This is a genomic window from Nocardia otitidiscaviarum NBRC 14405, from assembly GCF_000308635.1.
In the GTDB taxonomy this organism is placed as follows: Bacteria; Actinomycetota; Actinomycetes; order Mycobacteriales; family Mycobacteriaceae; genus Nocardia; species Nocardia otitidiscaviarum.
Genome location: NZ_BAGD01000075.1, coordinates 1 through 15,938, shown reverse-complemented (window position 1 = coordinate 15,938; position 15,938 = coordinate 1). Strand labels below are relative to the sequence as shown.

The window sequence follows — 15,938 nt, the reverse complement described above, 5'->3', positions numbered from 1 at the left end:
GGCGTCGGCGGCGCGCGCCACCGCGGGCAGCAGCCGCAGCGGTGCGGGCGCGCGCCGCGCCAACAGATACTGGGTGAGCCCGATATCGTTGCCGCCCACGGTCACCGTCACCAGATCGGTATCCGGCCGCACGGCCGTCAACTGCGGCGGCATACCGAACAGCGAATCCCGCAGAATATGGTCACAGGTGGCCCCGCTGCACGTGGCGTCGGTCAACTCCAGCCCCGCCGCCGCGGCCACCAGATGCGGATAGTTCCCACGCGACCGCCCCACCCGCCGCGACACCCCCGGTGCACGCGGCGCGATCCCCGGTCCGGCCGCGAACGAACTGCCCAGCGCCACATAGTTCTTCTCACGCCACGCCCCGGTCTTACGGGCCGCCTCTTCGAACATCCGTCACCTCATCTCACGGCCGGGCACTCCCTCGACACCCGATCCCGACCAATCCCGCAGCCTGACGGTCCGTGCCCGGAAGCGCAAGTGCGCGCCCCGCGACCCTTCCGCCTCCGGCGCACCCGCGGCACCGAGAGTCGTTGCGCCACAGGACGGACCGATTCGTCCGGTCTACCCGAGAATTCCCGACCGCGACCAACCCGTCCCCGGCAACCCCGCCTGTCCAGGCGTTTCTGCGCGATCGTGCAACCTCCCGCAGGATGGCGGACGTGGGTGATCACAAACAACGCATGCTCCGCGGCGAGCTCTACCGCGACAACGATCCCGAACTCGTCGCCGAACGCCAGCACTGTCAGCGCCTGCTGGACACGTTCAACGCCACCGGCGCGGGCCAGGACGACCACCGCCGCGCCGTGCTGGCGGAACTGCTCGGCGAGATCGGCGCGGGCTCCTGGATCATGCCGCGCTTCCAATGCGACTACGGCTCACTCATCCGCATCGGCGCCAACAGCTTCCTCAACTACGACGCCATCATCCTCGACTGCGCACCCGTCACCATCGGCGACGACGTGTCCATCGGCCCGCGCGCGCAACTGCTCACCGCCCTGCACCCGATGACCGACCACGAACTGCGCCGCCAACGCTGGGAGACCGCCGCGCCCATCACCATCGGCGACAATGTGTGGCTCGGCGGCGGCGTCATCGTCTGCCCGGGGGTGAGCATCGGCGCGAACACCGTGATCGGCGCGGGCAGCGTCGTCACCCGCGACATCCCCGAACGCGTCTTCGCCGCGGGCAACCCCTGCCGCGTCATCCGGACACTCTGACGTCGCAACCTCAGTCCGGCAAACCGGCCAGCTCCGCGCACACCCGGTACAGCTCCCGCGCCGTCGCGTCGTCCTGCGCGGCGCGCGAGGGCGCCTTCACCCGATTGCGCTGGAAATAGCACCCCGACACCGCCGCCACATCCGGATCGGTCGCCAGATAGGTGAGCGCCTCCGCCCCCTGCTCCGGCGTGATCATGAAAATGCGCTTGACCAACTCCATGGCGGGCTTGACGAACCACGGCGCCTCATCCCAGATATGGGTGGCGACCGCGCCCGGATGGAAGGCGTTGGCGGTCACGCCCGTACCCCGCAACCGCCGCTCCAGATCCCGCACGTACAGGATGTTCGCCAGCTTCGACGCCCCGTACGCCCGCGCGCCGGTGTATCCGCGCCGCAACCCGAGATCGTCCAGCTTCACCTGCGAGCCGTAGTGCATGACCGAGGAGGTGAACAGGATCCGCGCGGGGGAGGAGTGCAGCAGCAGATCCATCAGCAGTTCGGTGAGCAGGAATCCGGCCAGATGATTGACCGCGAACGTGGTCTCGATACCGTCCTCGGTCTCGGTGCGCCGCAGGTGAAAGCCACCCGCGTTGTTCGCCAGCACATCCAGCCGGGAATAGTTGGCCTGCACGGTCTTCGCCAACCGCCGCACCTGGGCCAGACTGCCCATATCGCACTCGAGGGTGTCGACCGCGCCCGCCCCGCACTCCCGCACCGATGCGGCCGTCGCGGACAGCTTCTCGGGATTGCGGCCGACGAGGACCAGATGATGTCCCTGGGAGCCGAGCTGCCGCGCCGCAGCCAGACCGATCCCTGACGTAGCCCCTGTGATCAGGATCGTTTTCATGCCCGCCCACCCTGCCATATCGACGCCGCGCTGTCTTCCTACCGCGGTAGCATTTCGAAGCCGCCCCATTGCGAAAAAGATTGCCCCACAACACTCTAACGCGGCAGCGTGGCAGCCCGCCCGCACTCGAGGCGGCGGGATCGGTCAATCGCGCGCCACCGAACCGCGCCCGCGACCCGCCCCGCAACCGGCCCATTGCCCGAAAGCTCCCACCCCCGCCGAACCCGGCCGTACCGTAGAACGATGGAGCCGGTACTGGTCACCGGTGCCGCCGGGGGACGCCAAGGATCCACCGGCAGGCACCTCACCGCACAACTGCTCGGCCGCGGCGTCCCCGTCCGCGCCCTGATCCACACCGACGACGAACGCGCCGCCCCGCTGCGCGCCCTCGGCGCCGACGTCCGCGTCGGCGACCTGCGCGACCTCGAGACCGTTCGCGCCGCACTCGACGGCATCCGCGCCGCCTACTTCACCTACCCCGTCATCGACGGCTTCGTCGACGCCGCCGGCGCCTTCGCCGTCGCCGCCCGCGAGACCGGCGTCGAACGCGTCGTCGCCGTCTCCCAACTCGCCGCCGGACCCCAGGCCCTCACCCCGCGCATGCGCCAACACTGGGTCGTCGAACAAATCCTCGACTGGGCCGGAATCGGCGCCATCCACCTGCGCGCCGCCGTCTTCCACGAGAACCTCGCCCGCATCGCCGACACCGGCGACGGCGACCTGCTCACCCTCCCCATGGGCCCCGACACCACCACCCTGCCCCTGGTCGCCGCCGCCGACGTCGCCCGCGTCGCCGCCGGACTGCTCGCCGACCCCACCACCGAGGCCGAACCGGTCATCCTCCTCACCGGCGACATCCAAACCATCGGCGACGCCGCCCGCACCCTCGGCCGCGGCTACCGCGACATCGACCCCGACACCTGGCACCGCTGGGCCCTCGACTTCTACGGCAGCCCACACGCCGCCGCCCACCTCACCAAACTCTGGGAGATCTTCCGCCTGCTCGGCGAGGGCACCGGCCTCTACCAGGTCACCCCAGCCATCCAGCAGTACGGCGGCCACCCGCCCACCACCCTCGCCGACTACGCCGCCCACCGCACCCGCTCCCACTGACGCCATGTGACCACCGTCACCGCCCGACCGCTGTCACGCCCGGCCACCACCCGGTCTCTCACCTTGTGTCCGAAACACAACACACAAGGAGACCCGAATGACCGTCATGGAACTGGCCCGCTTCACCGTCGACCCCACCGACGTCGACACCATGCTGGCCGCCCGCCCGGCCATGCTCACCGCCCTGCGCGAGAAATTCGACGGCTTCGTCTCGCTGCGACTCGTCCGGCTCGACGAACGCACCTGGATGGATGTGGTGGAATGGCGAGACCGCGCCGCCGCCGACGCCGCGGCGGCCGGAATCGGCGCGGTGCCCGAATGCGCCGCCGCCTTCGCGTTCATCAAGGAGATGGTGTCGATGGAACACGCGACCGTCGAGTTCGCCGATGCCTGAGGCGCCGGGGCGGCCGGACCTCGAGGGTCTGGCCGCCCGGGCCGTCGCCGGAGACGCCGACGCCCTCGAACAGCTCTGCCGCGAACTCCAGGACCTGATCTACCGGCTCGCCCTGCGCTTCAGCTCCGACCCGGAAGCCGCCGCCGACGCCACCCAGGAAATCCTCATCCTCGTCGTCACCCACCTGTCGGAATTCGAAGGCCGCTCCAAACTCACGACCTGGGTGTACACCATCGCCTCGCGCTACTTGCTGCGCACCGTGCGCGGCCCGATCGAACTCAGCGTCGCCGGACCCGAACCCTTCGCCGACTGGATCGACCGCAACCTCGCCCCCACCCCCGCCGACCACTTCGACGAAGCCACCTTCCGCCTGCTCGCCGGCGAGGTCCGACTCGCCTGCACCTACGGCATGCTGCTCGCCCTCACCCGCGACCTGCGCATCACCTACCTGCTCGGCGACCTCATCGGCCTCCCCGACACCGAAGGCGCACAAGCCCTGGGCATCACCCGCGCCGCCTACCGGCAGCGCCTGGCCCGCGCCCGCCGCACCATGCGCAGCATCATCGCCGACCGCTGCGGACTCGTCGACCGCGCCAACCCCTGCCGCTGCGACCGCCAGATCGACTCCAGTATCGACTACGGCATCCTCGACCCCGCCCACCCCACCTTCAGCACCCTGCCGGGCGCGCACCCACCCATCCCCGCCGACACGCTCGACACCGCCGCCCGCCAACTCGACACCGCCACCGCCATCGCCGAGATCTACCGCTCCGACCCCGAATTCCGGGCGCCCGAACGCGTCTGGGAGACCCTGCAACGCGCCTGCCCCGCCCTCACCGGCTGACCCGGGTGGGTGACGGCACGCGCCGCCACCCACTCACCCGTCGGGCAATGGTTGCGCCGCTGACCGATTCGTACGATCGAACCCATGGCAACGCAGACCGCAGGCGACCTGCTCCGGCACTGGCGCACCACCCGCCGCCTCAGCCAACTCGAACTGGCGGGCCGCGCCGAAACCTCCACCCGCCACCTGTCCTTCATCGAAACCGGCCGCGCCACCCCCAGCCGCGCCATGTTGCTGCACCTCGCCGACGAACTCGACATCCCCCTGCGCGAACGCAACCGCATGCTGCTCGCCGCCGGCTACGCCCCCGTCTACACCGAACCGGCGCTCGACAACCCCGCCATGGCGCCCATCCGCACCGTGCTCCGCCAGATCCTCACCGGCCACGAACCCCACCCCGCCCTCGCCGTCGACGCCAACTGGAACATGGTCGACGCCAACGCCGGCATCGCCCTCTTCCTCGACGGCGTCGACCCGGCACTGCTCACCCAACCCGTCAACGCGCTACGCCTGAGCCTGCACCCCGACGGCCTCGCCCCCCGCATCACCAATCTCCCCGAATGGCGCGGCCACATCCTCGAACGCCTGCAACGCCAGATCGACGTCAGCGGCGCACCCGAACTCACCGCGCTGCGCGACGAACTGCGCGCCTACCCGGGCGGCGAGGAACACCCCGGGCTCCCCGATCCCGACCAGGCCGTGGTCCCGCTGCGCCTGCGCCTGGACGGCCACGATCTGTCGTTCATCAGCATCACCACCGTCTTCGGCACCCCCATGAACGTCACCGTCGCCGAACTCGCCATCGAGGCCTTCTTCCCCGCCGATCCGGCGACGGCGACCCTACTGCGCGACCGCATCGCCGTCGCCGCACAATGAATCACCATGGATGTGACCGCGCACGTAGCCGACCTACTGCGGGCATCCGTCGCACTGCGGCGGATCGGGCACAGCCACGCATGGAGCCTGTATCGCGGTGAAACCGCCGACGGCCGAGCCGTTTTCGTCAAAGCCCTCGACGACGACGCCCCGGACGACATCCCGGACGTCGATGCCCAGGACCACAGAATCCCGGGTGGCAACGCACCCGACGACGGCGAGACCGGGGAAGTCCCGGGTGGCAACGCACTCGACGATGGCGAGACCGGGGGAGTCTCGGGTGGTAGCGCACTCGACGATGGCTCGACCGGGATTATCCCGGGCCACAACGCACCCGACGGCGGCGCGATCGGGCCGGGCGTGGGGGAGGGGAGTGGCGTCTTCGGCGCGGAAGCGGCCGGACTGCGCTGGCTCGCCGCCGCGGATCCCGGCGGTCTGGTCCCCGCCGTGCTCGCCGTCGACGCCCGTGTGCTCGTGCTGCCGTGGCTGCCATCGGAATCGGCGTCGCAGGACGCCGCCGAACGCTTCGGCCGCGACCTGGCCGCCCTGCACGCCGCCACACCGGACCACTTCGGCGCGCCCTGGCCCGGCCGCATCGCCACCCTGCCTCTGGACAACACGCCGACGGCGGGGGAGTGGGGCCCCTGGTACGCCGAGCGCCGCCTCGCGCCCTACCTACCCGCCGCCGCACCCCACCTGGGCCGCGACGGCGTCCGCCTGATCGAGACAGTCATCGACCGCATCGGCACCCTCGCCGGTCCCGCCGAACTACCCAGCCGGATCCACGGCGACCTGTGGTCGGGCAATGTGCACTGGACCGACGGCCACGCGATGCTCATCGACCCGGCCGCCCACGGCGGCCACCGGGAAACCGACCTGGCCATGCTCGCCCTCTTCGGCGCACCGCACCTGGACCGCATCCGCGCCGCGTACGACGAGTACGCACCGCTGGGAGAGGGTTGGCGGCAACGCATTCCGCTGCATCAACTCCACCCGCTGCTCATCCATGTCGTCCTCTTCGGCGGCGCGTACAGCGCGATGACGGCCGATGCCGCGGTAGCCGCCCTCGCGGCGTAGCAGCCGGAGCTGGAGTCGGACCCGTTGACATTCGCAGATCCAAAAATACCTACATGGAAATATGCGCATCTACGAATTGCTTGCCCTCGTGTCGCATCGAACGCGGCGGTCTCCATGCCGACACAAGACGCACAGAGGAAGGGCAGGCTCGGTTCTCGATGAGATTCATCGACCTGCCTCGTCTACACGGGTGAATGCCCTTCGAGACCTTCAGGAGCGTGTCATGACCACAGTGCCGACCTTCCGCGTGGGCGATCCCGTCTGGATCGACCTCTTCACCGCGGATCCGGATGTCAGCATCGCCTTCTACGGCGACCTCTTCGGCTGGACGGCCGAGCGGGCGGGGGAGGAGTTCGGCGGCTACATCACCTTCCGCAAGGACGGGAAGGCGGTGGCCGGGGGAATGGGCAAGACCGAGGACGGGATTCAGGGGCCCGATCAGTGGACGGTGTACCTCCGGTCCGATGACGCGCGTGCGACCGCGGAGCAGGCGGTGCGGGAGGGCGGGTCGATCGTGGTGCCCGCCATGGACGTGGGGGAGCTCGGCACGATGGCGATTCTCGGTGATCCGTCGGCTGCGGGGATCGGGGTGTGGCAGCCGGGCACGCACCGCGGCTTCGAAGCGATCGGCATCGCCACGGGCGGCCACTGGAGCGGGCATGTCGGCGTGCCGTCCTGGTTCGAGTTGCAGACGCCGCACTACGACAAGGCGCTGATCTTCTACACCGATGTCTTCGACTGGCAGGACCCCTTCCGGGTCGCGATTCCCGGGGAGGGTGATATCGGGTACACCACCATCCACTCCGAGACGCCGATGCTCGGGGGCGTCATGGACGCGCACGCCTTCCTGCCGCCGGATTCGCCCGGCGGCTGGCGGGTCTACTTCGGCGCCGACGATGTCGAGCAGGCGGTGCGGCGAGTCGTGGCGCTGGGTGGCTCGGTGATCACACCGGTCATGGATACGCCGTTCGGCCGGATGGCCGGTGTCGCCGACCCGACGGGTGCGCATTTCAGCATCGGAGGCAATGCCTCCTGACCCGGCGGGGGAGGGGAGTGGTTGTCGGACCCGTGGGATAGCGTCGCGCGCATGGAACTGCGGCGGATCCATCACGTGGCGCTCATCGCGTCGGACTACGAACGGTCCAGGGCGTTCTATACCGAGGTGCTCGGCCTGCGCGTGCTGGCCGAGCATTATCGCGCCGAAAGACACTCGTACAAGCTGGATTTGGAGCTGCCGGACGGCGGCCGGTTGGAGCTGTTCTCCTTCCCCGACCCGCCGCCGCGGCCCTCGCGCCCGGAGTCCGCGGGCCTGCGGCATCTGGCCTTCGTGGTGCCGGATGTGGCGGCGGCGCTGGCCGAGCTGGGGGACCGGGGTGTGCGCGTGGAGGAGATGCGGGTCGACGAGTACACGGGGAAGCGTTTCGCGTTCTTCTTCGATCCGGACGAGTTGCCGCTGGAGCTGTACGAAGCGTGAGTCCGTAGCTGTGGCGATATTTCCGTAATTATGGAAATATGCGCATCTAGACATGTTTAATCCAGCCCCACATCTCCTGAACTTGCCAAACAACAAGCCGCACGTTCCGGCCCAAGCACTTTCACAGCCCCGACGAGAGGGGAGGGGCGCCTCCCATAGGATGGCCTGCATGACCAAAGTGCTCCTGAAGACCTCCGCCGGGGATATCACCCTGGAACTGGACGAGGCCAAGGCGCCCAAGACCGTCGCGAACTTCGTCGACTACGTCAAGGCGGGCCACTACACGGACACCGTGTTCCATCGGGTGATCCGGGGCTTCATGATCCAGGGCGGCGGCATGACCGCCGATATGGCGCAGAAGCCGGCGCCGAACCGTGTCGAGAACGAGGCGAACAACGGTCTCCGCAACGACAAGTACACCGTGGCGATGGCGCGGACCATGGATCCGCATTCGGCCAGCGCGCAGTTCTTCATCAACACCAACAACAACGACTTCCTGAACTACCCGGGCCAGGACGGCTGGGGTTACGCCTCGTTCGGCAAGGTCGTCGAGGGCGCCGACGTGGTGGACGCCATCGAGGGCGTGCGCACCGGCTCCAAGGCCGGGCATCAGGATGTGCCGGTCGAGGCCGTCACGATCCTGTCGGCCGAGCTGGTCTGACGATCGTCGGTTGACGCGGCGTCGACGCCTCGACGCGAAAGCGGCCCGGAACCATCAGGTTCCGGGCCGCTTCGGTGTTCGAGCGGTGCTCAGGCGTCGAGCACCTGCTTCTCGCGCTTGACCACGGGCGGCAGCACCGACCACGGGAAGTTGATCCACTTGTCGGTGCGCTTCCACACGTATTCGCAGTCCACCTCGGAGTGCGGCTTCTGGTAGACGACCGCGCAGCGCACCTCCTTGACGTGGTCGCTGCAGAAGTCGCGGACCAGTTTGAGCGTCTTGCCGGTGTCGGCGACGTCGTCGGCGACCAGGACGGTGGCTCCGGCCAGGTCGATGGGCGCGGGGACCGGCGGCAGCATGACGGGCATATCGAGGCGCTGGTCGACGCCGGTGTAGAACTCCACGTTCATGACGTGGAGGTTCTTCACGTCGAGGGCGTAGCCGAGGGCTCCGGCGACGAAGAGGCCGCCGCGGGCGATGGAGAGGATGAGGTCGGGTTCGAAGCCGTCGTCGGCGATGGCGGTGGCGAGTTCGCGACTGGCGTCGCCGAACAGCTCCCAGGTGAGTTCTTCCCGCTCCGCCATCCGTTTCTCGCCTTTCGCTGTCGCTGTTGGATTGCCGTTACACGATATGGCACCGGTGTGCGGTAATGGGGCTCACATGCCCCGATTGCTACGGCTGGTGGGTGATGGTGTACCAGAGCAGCGCGAGGGTGCCGGCGGCGAAAAGCGGTACGAGGATGAGGGTTTCCATCTTGTTGCCGGTGCGGTCGATGATGGGGAATCGGATGCGGATGTCGAAGGGCCACAGCAGGCGGCAGCCGCGGTCGGTGAGGCAGTCGCCGAGGACGTGGGCGAGGGCGCCGAGTCCGACGGAGAAGGGCAGCCAGGCGGGTTTGTCGCTGATCCAGTGGTCGATGGCGAAGGTGCCGCAGGTGGCGAGCACGACGACGGTGCCCCAGGCTTTGACGCTGTCGCCGGTGGGTGCGAGGTTGAGGGCGCGTACGGCGAGGGCGAGCAGGAAGAACACCAGGGCGAGGGTGAAGTAGCGGCCGATCCAGTGTTCGCCGGCCCAGGTGCCGTAGGTGACGAGGGCGACGAAGGCGAAGGAGTGGGTGGCACCGCGGTGTCCGCCGGAGATGGCGGAGATGAGTTTGCACGCGTAGTGGGTGATGGGGCCGAGCACGTGGGAGATGGTGCCCTTGGGGTGGTCGGCGTCGGGGAGTAGCGCGGCACCGGCCGTGAGGAAGGTGCCCATCACCAGGTCGACGGAGCCGATGGTCCCGGATTGCATTGCGGGATAGGTGATGACGGTGAGTGGTAGCGCCGCTGCGGCGGCGGCCCACGCCAGCGCGCCGCTGGTGGCGTGTGAATGTCCTAGCACCGCGAGAAGGTTAGCCGATCTAATTGCTGTTGCGTCAATGCTGCTGTGTGAGAGCAAGCACGTTGCGCGGCAGGTCATTCCGGCCGCGTCTCCAGCATATCGCGGTGAAAGCGGCTGTCGCAGCGAACCTTTCGCTGTGGACAGCGGTGATGCGTACCGGGCGGGACGGGTGCTGGACGGGTCCCCGCTATCGGTCCGCCGTGGGGGTCAGCAGGCGGTCGAAGGTGTGCAGATCGCTGGACAGGGCGTGGAAGACACTCAGCGAGACCGCGACTCCGAAACAGCCGCCCACGCACAGCGCGATGACCGAGCCGACGGCGGCCTGCTGCTGTGCCGGTTCGAGGAACGCCAGCCCGGCGGCCGTGCCGAGCAGCGGTACGGTGGCGGCCGCGGCGAGGTAGACGCGGTTGCGGCGCGCGAGCACGCGCAGCCGGGCGCGGTCGTCGGGTGCGGTGTGGCCGCGTTCGAGCAGCCCCGGGTAGTACCAGCGCAGTACGTAGAAGGTGACGGGGAAGTAGGTGTAGGACACGGCGACGGCGGCGGTGACGATGCTGGAGCAGGCCACATTGAGCAGTGTCCCGGTGGACAGTTCGGCGGTGCCGAGCAGCCGGACCAGCAGGATGAGCAGGGCGATGGCCCATCCGGCGAAGTTGACCACGGCGATGCGGTCGCCGCAGGCGAGGGTGTCGGCACGGGCGCGGGCGAGGGTGTCGTCGTCGTAGTGGCGGCCGCGGCGCAGTCCGTAGGGGATCTGGATGACGCGGCGGCACCAGTACACCAGCACGGCGATGCTGGCGGGGTAGACGACGAGTCCGAGCAGGAATGCCAGGTCCACCAGCTGTTCTCGCTGCCGGTCGTCGAGGTCGTGGGCGAGGACGGCGGTGTTGTGGGTGTACAGGTAGTACCCGGCGAGCAGTTGGCCGAGCGCGCTGGACACGGTGACCACGGGTAGCGGCCGCATGCGGAAGCGGGCGCGGATGCTGCTGTCGGGCGGGTCGACGAGGTCGCGGGCGGTGCGGTCGAGGGCCAGGTCGAGTTGGTGGGCGAATTCCGCGCCGCTGTGGAAGCGGCTGTCGGGGCCGGGGGACAGGCAGGTGAGCAGTGCGTGCCGCAGTACGGGTGGGCAGTCGGCGGGCAGGTCGGCTTCGAAGCGCGGGTCTATGGGTGCGCGGCGGCGGGTGATCATGCGGTCGAGGCTGGTGCCGGTTTCGCCGTAGCGGGGTTCGTCGTCGAAGGGGAGGCGCCCGGTGAGCAGCTCCCACAGCACGACGGCGAGGGCGTAGAGGTCGCTGCGGGTGTCGAGGCGGCCGGGGTCGGCGTGCAGGTCGGGGTGGCAGGCTTCGAGTTGTTCGGGGGACATGTAGCGCAGGGAGCCGCCGAAGTAGGCGACGGGGCTGTGTCCGGGTAGTAGTCGGTTGAAGCTGATGCCGAAGTCGGCGAGTTTGGGTTGTCCGTCGGCGGTGAGCAGGATGTTGGCGGGTTTGATGTCGCGGTGCAGGACGCCGCACCGGTCGGCGTGGTCGAGGGCGCGGGCGAGGCGGGCACCGAGCCAGGCGACGGTTTCGGGCCAGCTGAGCCGCCGCAGTTCGGCGCGGGTGGCCGGGGCGGCGGGTTCGGCGTTCCTGTCGGCCTCGGTGTTCGCGGCGGCGTCGACGGCATCGAGCAGTAGTGCGCCGGAACGCTTCTCGGCGGGCACCCGCAGCATGCGCGCGAGCACGTGCTCGAGTGTCCCGCCCGACACGTACTGCATGTACATCAGCCGCAGTCCGGTGTCGCCCAGCTGCCGCTGGTCGAAGACGCGCACGATGTGGTCGTGATCGAGCTGTGCGAGGGTCTGCGATTCGCGGCTGTTGTCCCGCGAGATCTTCACCGCCACATACCGTTGCATGGCGTGCTGGCGTGCCAGGAACACCTTCCCGAACGCTCCCTGTCCGAGCGGCCGCACCAGATCGAATTCGTCGACGGTGGTCCCGGCGTCGATCTCGTCGAGCGGATCACCGCCTCCCGGGCGCGTGAACGCCAGGGTGGCGTCCTCGTAGCCGGCGCGGTCGTCGGTGAGCGCATTGTCGGCGAGCATGTAAGGCACATCACGAAACCCCGGGGTCGGGTTACGGCCGGCCCAGCCCCTATTTCTCGTGTCTTGCGCGGTGCCCCGGGTCATGGGGGCGATCTCGGGCGCGCGATCCGACCGCGAGTGGGTACGCGGTATGTGATGGGTATCGACGCAAGGGGGTGGCGGTGAGTTTCGCGGGCTGGCCGGTGGCCGGGCTGTTGCTGATGCTCGGCGGCTGCGGGCTGGTGCTGCTGACCGCGGGGGTGCGCTTCACGCGGATCGTGGACGAGATCGCCGACCGCACCGGGATCGGGGAGGCGCTGGCCGGGGCGGTGCTGTTGGGGGCCACCACGTCGCTGCCGGGGTTGGTGACCTCGATCGCGGGGGCGGCGGCCGGGGATGCCGGGTTCGCCATGTCGAACGCGCTGGGTGGGATCGCCGCGCAGACCACGTTCCTGGCGGTCGCCGATCTCGCGTATCGGCGGGTCAATCTGGAGCATGCGGCGGCGTCGGTGCCCAATATGGTGCAGTCGATGACGTTGATCGCCCTCATCGGCGTGGTGTTGGCGGCGGCCGCCGGTCCGGATGTCACCGGGTGGGTGGTGCATCCGGCGACACCGCTGTTGCTGGCGGTGTACGGCTACGGGCTGCTGCTGGTGCGCCGCTCGAGTGAGCGGCCCATGTGGCGGCCGCTGACCACGGAGGACACCGTCGCCGACGAGCCCGGCGATACCGCGCGGCCGGAATCGAATCGGCGGCTGTGGATCGAGTTCGCGGTGCTGGCCGCGGCGGTCGCCGGGACCGGCTGGGTCATCGCGCACAGCGGTCTGGCGCTGGCCGACCGCACCGGGCTGTCGGGTTCGCTGGTGGGTGGGCTGTTCACCAGCGTCATCACCTCGCTGCCGGAACTGGTGACCGTGCTGGCGGCGGTGCGGATCGGCGCGGTCACGCTCGCGGTCGCCGACATCATCGGCGGCAACACCTTCGACGTGCTGTTCGTCGCCGCCGCCGACCTCGCCTATCGGGGCGGGTCGATCTATCACGCCGCCGACCGGTCGGCGATCTTCGTGACGGCGTTGGCGGTGCTGTTGACCGCCACCCTGGCGGCGGGTCTGCTGGGCCGGGAACGACGCCACATCGGCTTCGAAGGGGTGGCGATACTGGTCTTCTACGGCCTCGGTGTGGCGTCGCTGGTGGCGATGGACTGAATGCCCGCGTCCAGGGTCAGTCGCGGGCTCGGCGCGTCAATTCGACGGTGGCGGCACGCAGTTCGCCGATCGAATCGATGGGGGAGAAGTAGCCGACGCGGGTGACCGCCATCCCGCGCGGTGTGGTGACACGCAGGTCGAGGCCGTAGCGGTCGGCGCGTTCACAGCTGGCGGTGTCGGCATCCGGGTAGCCGCCGAAGACGCGTGCCATGGCGAGCAGGGCGTCGGCGTGGTCGTCGTTGAGATGGGTGATAGCGCGCTGGGCGTGCGGGATCACCGGGTCGGGTGCGGCGGCCGCGTACTGTTCGGCGGTCGCGGAATCCATGCGGCCGTAGCCGCCGACCCAGCGCACCCGCCGCACCCGCAGGATCCACAGCGTGAAATCGCTGTAGTCGATGTAGTACTTCGCGGCCGGAACCGCCGCGAGATGCGCCTCGCGGGCGGCCGCCGCTTCGGTGCCGTCGGGGCGCTCCACCACGCCGGCGAGGGTGACTCGCGCACCGGCGAGCGGGTCGGCCGGTGCGTCGGGCGACGCCACCGCCAGGCTCGCGCGCGGGTCGGCGAGCAGGTTGCGGCCGTGCTCGGCCATCCGTGACACGCACAGCACGGGCTGCCCGTCCAACAGTCCGTAGGTGACCAGCGACGCCCACGGACCGCCGTCCTCGCTCAGGCTCGCCAGGGTCGCGGTATTGGTCGCGGCGGCAACGGTTCTGGCCTCCTCGGCCGCCGACGGCCGGGTGTCGTCGGCCACCGGTGTCAGCGGAGGTGGGATTGTGGGCGCGTCGCCGGGGTCGCCGTGATCGAGAGTCATAGGTGAGAAGGTACGCGGCGAGCCCCCACAGGTGGGGGTGTCGTCGGTCGGACGAGCGCACCGGCGGTCGGGTTACGCTGCGAAGGTGAGCAACGCGAGTCTGCGGATATCTCGTTTGCGGAGTCTCATCGAGCATCCGCGCACGGGGGACAGCGAACGGGCGGCGGCGCAGCGCATGCTCGACCGGCTGCTGGAGAAACACACGCCGGACACGGCGGGGGACCGCTCCTACGGGTCGCGGTACTGGCGGGTCGGGCGGCACGCCAGCCTGGACAGTGTCGCCGAACTGATCCGCGCCGATATCGCGCTGGCCCGAGTCGTGTTCTCGAGTACCGGCGCACCCGGTGAGGTGGCGGTGAGCAGCCCCATCGCCGACGCGCCCGCCGAGATCGACTACATCGTCGAGACACCGTACTTCGGCACCATCGTCATCACCATCAACGGCATCCCGTACGCGTGGGGTTGGGAGCGGGAGGACGGCATCGAAACCGTCAGCCCCGCCCTGCGCGCACTCGCCGACGAACTCACCGACATCATGAACGCCTACAACCACGACGGCTCCGATATCGACAAGCGCTTCTTCGGCAAGGTGCGCGCCGGAGGAACGACCCTGGTGTTCTGACCGGCGAGCCCGCGCCCCGGCATATCTCCCGCGCCGCAGTGCCCCCGGGAAGTACAGTGCCCCGCGAACCGTTGTGGTTCGCGGGGCACTCCGGTTGTCGAATCGGGACCGACGGATCAGGCCTGGTCGAACCGGTCCAGTTCCATCACCTTGGTCCAGGCGGCGACGAAGTCGCGCACGAACTTCTCCTTCGAGTCGTCCTCGGCGTACACCTCGGCCAGCGCCCGCAGCTGCGAATTCGAGCCGAACACCAGATCGACGCGGCTGCCGGTCCACTTCCGCGCACCGGTGACCCGGTCGATACCCACATAGGTGCCGTCATCGGTCGGCGACGGCTCCCACTTCGTGCCCATATCGAGCAGGTTGACGAAGAAGTCGGTGCTCAACGCACCCGGGTTGGCGGTGAACACGCCCAGCGGGGACTGCTGATAGTTCGCGCCCAGCACGCGCAGGCCGCCGACCAGCACCGTCATCTCCGGGGCGGACAGGGTCAGCAGGTTCGCCTTGTCCAGCAGCAGGTATTCGGCCGGGAGGCGGCTGCCCTTGCCCACGTAGTTGCGGAAACCGTCCGCGGTGGGTTCGAGCGCCGCGAAGGACTCCACATCGGTGAGCTCCTGGGTGGTGTCGGCGCGCCCCGGACGGAACGGCACCTCGATCTCCACCCCGGCGTGCTCGGCGGCCTGTTCCACCGCGACGGCACCGGCCAGCACCACCAGATCGGCGAACGACACCCGCTTGCCACCGGTCTGTGCGGCATTGAACGTCTCCTGGATGTTCTCCAGGGCGCGGATCACCACCGCCAGCGCATCGGGTTCGTTGACCTCCCAACCGATCTGGGGTTGGAGACGGATCCGGCCGCCGTTCGCGCCGCCGCGCTTGTCGCTGCCGCGGAACGACGAGGCCGCCGCCCACGCGGTGGACACCAGCTGCGCGATGGTCAGATCCGAGGCGAGGATGCGCTGCTTCAGGTCCGCGATCTCCGCCGCGCCGATGGTCTCGTGGTCGACCGCGGGGATCGGGTCCTGCCACAGCAGGGTCTCGGTCGGCACCTCCGGGCCCAGGTACAGCGCCTTGGGACCCATGTCGCGGTGGGTGAGCTTGTACCAGGCTTTGGCGAACTCGTCGGCCAGCTCCTGCGGATGTTCGAGCCAGCGGCGGGTGATCCGCTCGTAGATCGGATCCATCCGCATGGACAGGTCGGTGGTGAGCATGGTGGGCAGGTGTTTCTTCGACGCGTCGAAGGCGTCGGGCACGATGGCCTCGGCGTTCGTGGCGACCCACTGGTGTGCGCCGGCGGGGGACTTGGTGAGCTCCCACTCGTAGCCGTACAGGGTCTCCAGGAAGGAGTTGTCCCA

The 15,938-nt window shown here is 69.3% G+C and carries 18 protein-coding genes; 11 read left to right on the top strand and 7 right to left on the bottom strand.

Going from position 1 to position 15,938, the window contains the following annotated elements; all coding sequences use genetic code 11:
* Positions 1-393: GDSL-type esterase/lipase family protein (locus tag ON31_RS15630; protein ID WP_373282981.1), on the bottom strand; the 393-nt coding region annotated here is incomplete at its 3' end.
* Positions 394-653: 260 nt separating this feature from the next.
* On the opposite strand from ON31_RS15630, the gene ON31_RS15625 reads away from it, so the two are divergent.
* A complete protein-coding gene (locus tag ON31_RS15625) occupies positions 654-1,220 on the top strand; it encodes a sugar O-acetyltransferase (RefSeq protein ID WP_255222126.1) in 567 nt (188 codons plus the stop codon).
* A 10-nt stretch (positions 1,221-1,230) separates the two neighbouring features.
* On the opposite strand, the gene ON31_RS15620 is transcribed toward ON31_RS15625, so the two are convergent.
* Positions 1,231-2,067 carry an SDR family oxidoreductase gene (locus ON31_RS15620; RefSeq protein ID WP_039814436.1) on the bottom strand — a complete coding sequence of 279 codons (837 nt, stop codon included), beginning with the start codon at positions 2,065-2,067 and terminating at the stop codon, positions 1,231-1,233.
* Between the two features lie 243 nt (positions 2,068-2,310).
* Here ON31_RS15620 and ON31_RS15615 point away from each other — a divergent pair, with 243 nt between their 5' ends.
* The 8 genes from ON31_RS15615 to ON31_RS15580 all read left to right on the top strand — a co-directional run bounded on the left by ON31_RS15615 (position 2,311) and on the right by ON31_RS15580 (position 8,506).
* On the top strand, positions 2,311-3,180 hold the full coding sequence (locus ON31_RS15615; RefSeq protein ID WP_051037310.1) for an NmrA family NAD(P)-binding protein: 870 nt from the start codon (positions 2,311-2,313) through the stop codon (positions 3,178-3,180).
* A 97-nt stretch (positions 3,181-3,277) separates the two neighbouring features.
* Entirely contained in the window at positions 3,278-3,574 is a 297-nt protein-coding gene (locus tag ON31_RS36690) for an antibiotic biosynthesis monooxygenase (RefSeq protein WP_039814434.1), read from the top strand.
* A complete protein-coding gene (locus ON31_RS15605; RefSeq protein WP_039814433.1) occupies positions 3,567-4,418 on the top strand; it encodes an RNA polymerase sigma factor in 852 nt (283 codons plus the stop codon). Before ON31_RS36690 ends, ON31_RS15605 begins: the two co-directional genes overlap by 8 nt.
* An 84-nt stretch (positions 4,419-4,502) precedes the next feature.
* Complete coding sequence (locus tag ON31_RS15600) at positions 4,503-5,294, top strand: helix-turn-helix domain-containing protein (protein WP_039814430.1); 792 nt, start codon at positions 4,503-4,505, stop codon at positions 5,292-5,294.
* A gap of 348 nt (positions 5,295-5,642) precedes the next feature.
* Entirely contained in the window at positions 5,643-6,371 is a 729-nt protein-coding gene (locus tag ON31_RS15595; RefSeq protein ID WP_255222127.1) for a fructosamine kinase family protein, read from the top strand.
* Between the two features lie 223 nt (positions 6,372-6,594).
* Entirely contained in the window at positions 6,595-7,407 is an 813-nt protein-coding gene (locus ON31_RS15590) for a VOC family protein (protein WP_039814429.1), read from the top strand.
* 51 nt (positions 7,408-7,458) lie between these two features.
* Entirely contained in the window at positions 7,459-7,845 is a 387-nt protein-coding gene (gene gloA2 / locus ON31_RS15585; protein WP_039814427.1) for an SMU1112c/YaeR family gloxylase I-like metalloprotein, read from the top strand.
* Between the two features lie 169 nt (positions 7,846-8,014).
* Entirely contained in the window at positions 8,015-8,506 is a 492-nt protein-coding gene (locus tag ON31_RS15580) for a peptidylprolyl isomerase (RefSeq protein ID WP_029927868.1), read from the top strand.
* Between the two features lie 89 nt (positions 8,507-8,595).
* Here ON31_RS15580 and ON31_RS15575 read toward each other — a convergent pair whose 3' ends face one another.
* The 3 genes from ON31_RS15575 to ON31_RS15565 form a co-directional block, all read right to left on the bottom strand.
* The gene (locus ON31_RS15575; RefSeq protein WP_029927867.1) at positions 8,596-9,090 is read right to left on the bottom strand and encodes a phosphoribosyltransferase; all 495 of its coding nucleotides are present in this window, start codon (positions 9,088-9,090) and stop codon (positions 8,596-8,598) included.
* 88 nt (positions 9,091-9,178) lie between these two features.
* The gene (locus tag ON31_RS15570; RefSeq protein WP_029927866.1) at positions 9,179-9,889 is read right to left on the bottom strand and encodes a metal-dependent hydrolase; all 711 of its coding nucleotides are present in this window, start codon (positions 9,887-9,889) and stop codon (positions 9,179-9,181) included.
* 187 nt (positions 9,890-10,076) lie between these two features.
* Positions 10,077-11,966 carry a serine/threonine-protein kinase gene (locus tag ON31_RS15565; protein ID WP_051037306.1) on the bottom strand — a complete coding sequence of 630 codons (1,890 nt, stop codon included), beginning with the start codon at positions 11,964-11,966 and terminating at the stop codon, positions 10,077-10,079.
* A 161-nt stretch (positions 11,967-12,127) separates the two neighbouring features.
* Here ON31_RS15565 and ON31_RS15560 point away from each other — a divergent pair, with 161 nt between their 5' ends.
* Positions 12,128-13,150, top strand: coding sequence for a sodium:calcium antiporter (locus ON31_RS15560; RefSeq protein ID WP_218007328.1), 1,023 nt, complete (start codon positions 12,128-12,130; stop codon positions 13,148-13,150).
* A gap of 16 nt (positions 13,151-13,166) precedes the next feature.
* Here the strand turns inward: ON31_RS15560 and ON31_RS15555 are convergent, their stop codons facing one another.
* The gene (locus ON31_RS15555; RefSeq protein ID WP_039814425.1) at positions 13,167-13,961 is read right to left on the bottom strand and encodes a HugZ family pyridoxamine 5'-phosphate oxidase; all 795 of its coding nucleotides are present in this window, start codon (positions 13,959-13,961) and stop codon (positions 13,167-13,169) included.
* Positions 13,962-14,046: 85 nt separating this feature from the next.
* Here ON31_RS15555 and ON31_RS15550 point away from each other — a divergent pair, with 85 nt between their 5' ends.
* Positions 14,047-14,583, top strand: a complete 537-nt coding sequence (locus ON31_RS15550) for a hypothetical protein (RefSeq protein ID WP_029927861.1) — start codon at positions 14,047-14,049, stop codon at positions 14,581-14,583.
* A 116-nt stretch (positions 14,584-14,699) separates the two neighbouring features.
* Here ON31_RS15550 and ON31_RS15545 read toward each other — a convergent pair.
* The coding region (locus ON31_RS15545) for a peroxidase family protein (RefSeq protein ID WP_039814423.1) at positions 14,700-15,938 on the bottom strand (1,239 nt) is incomplete at its 5' end.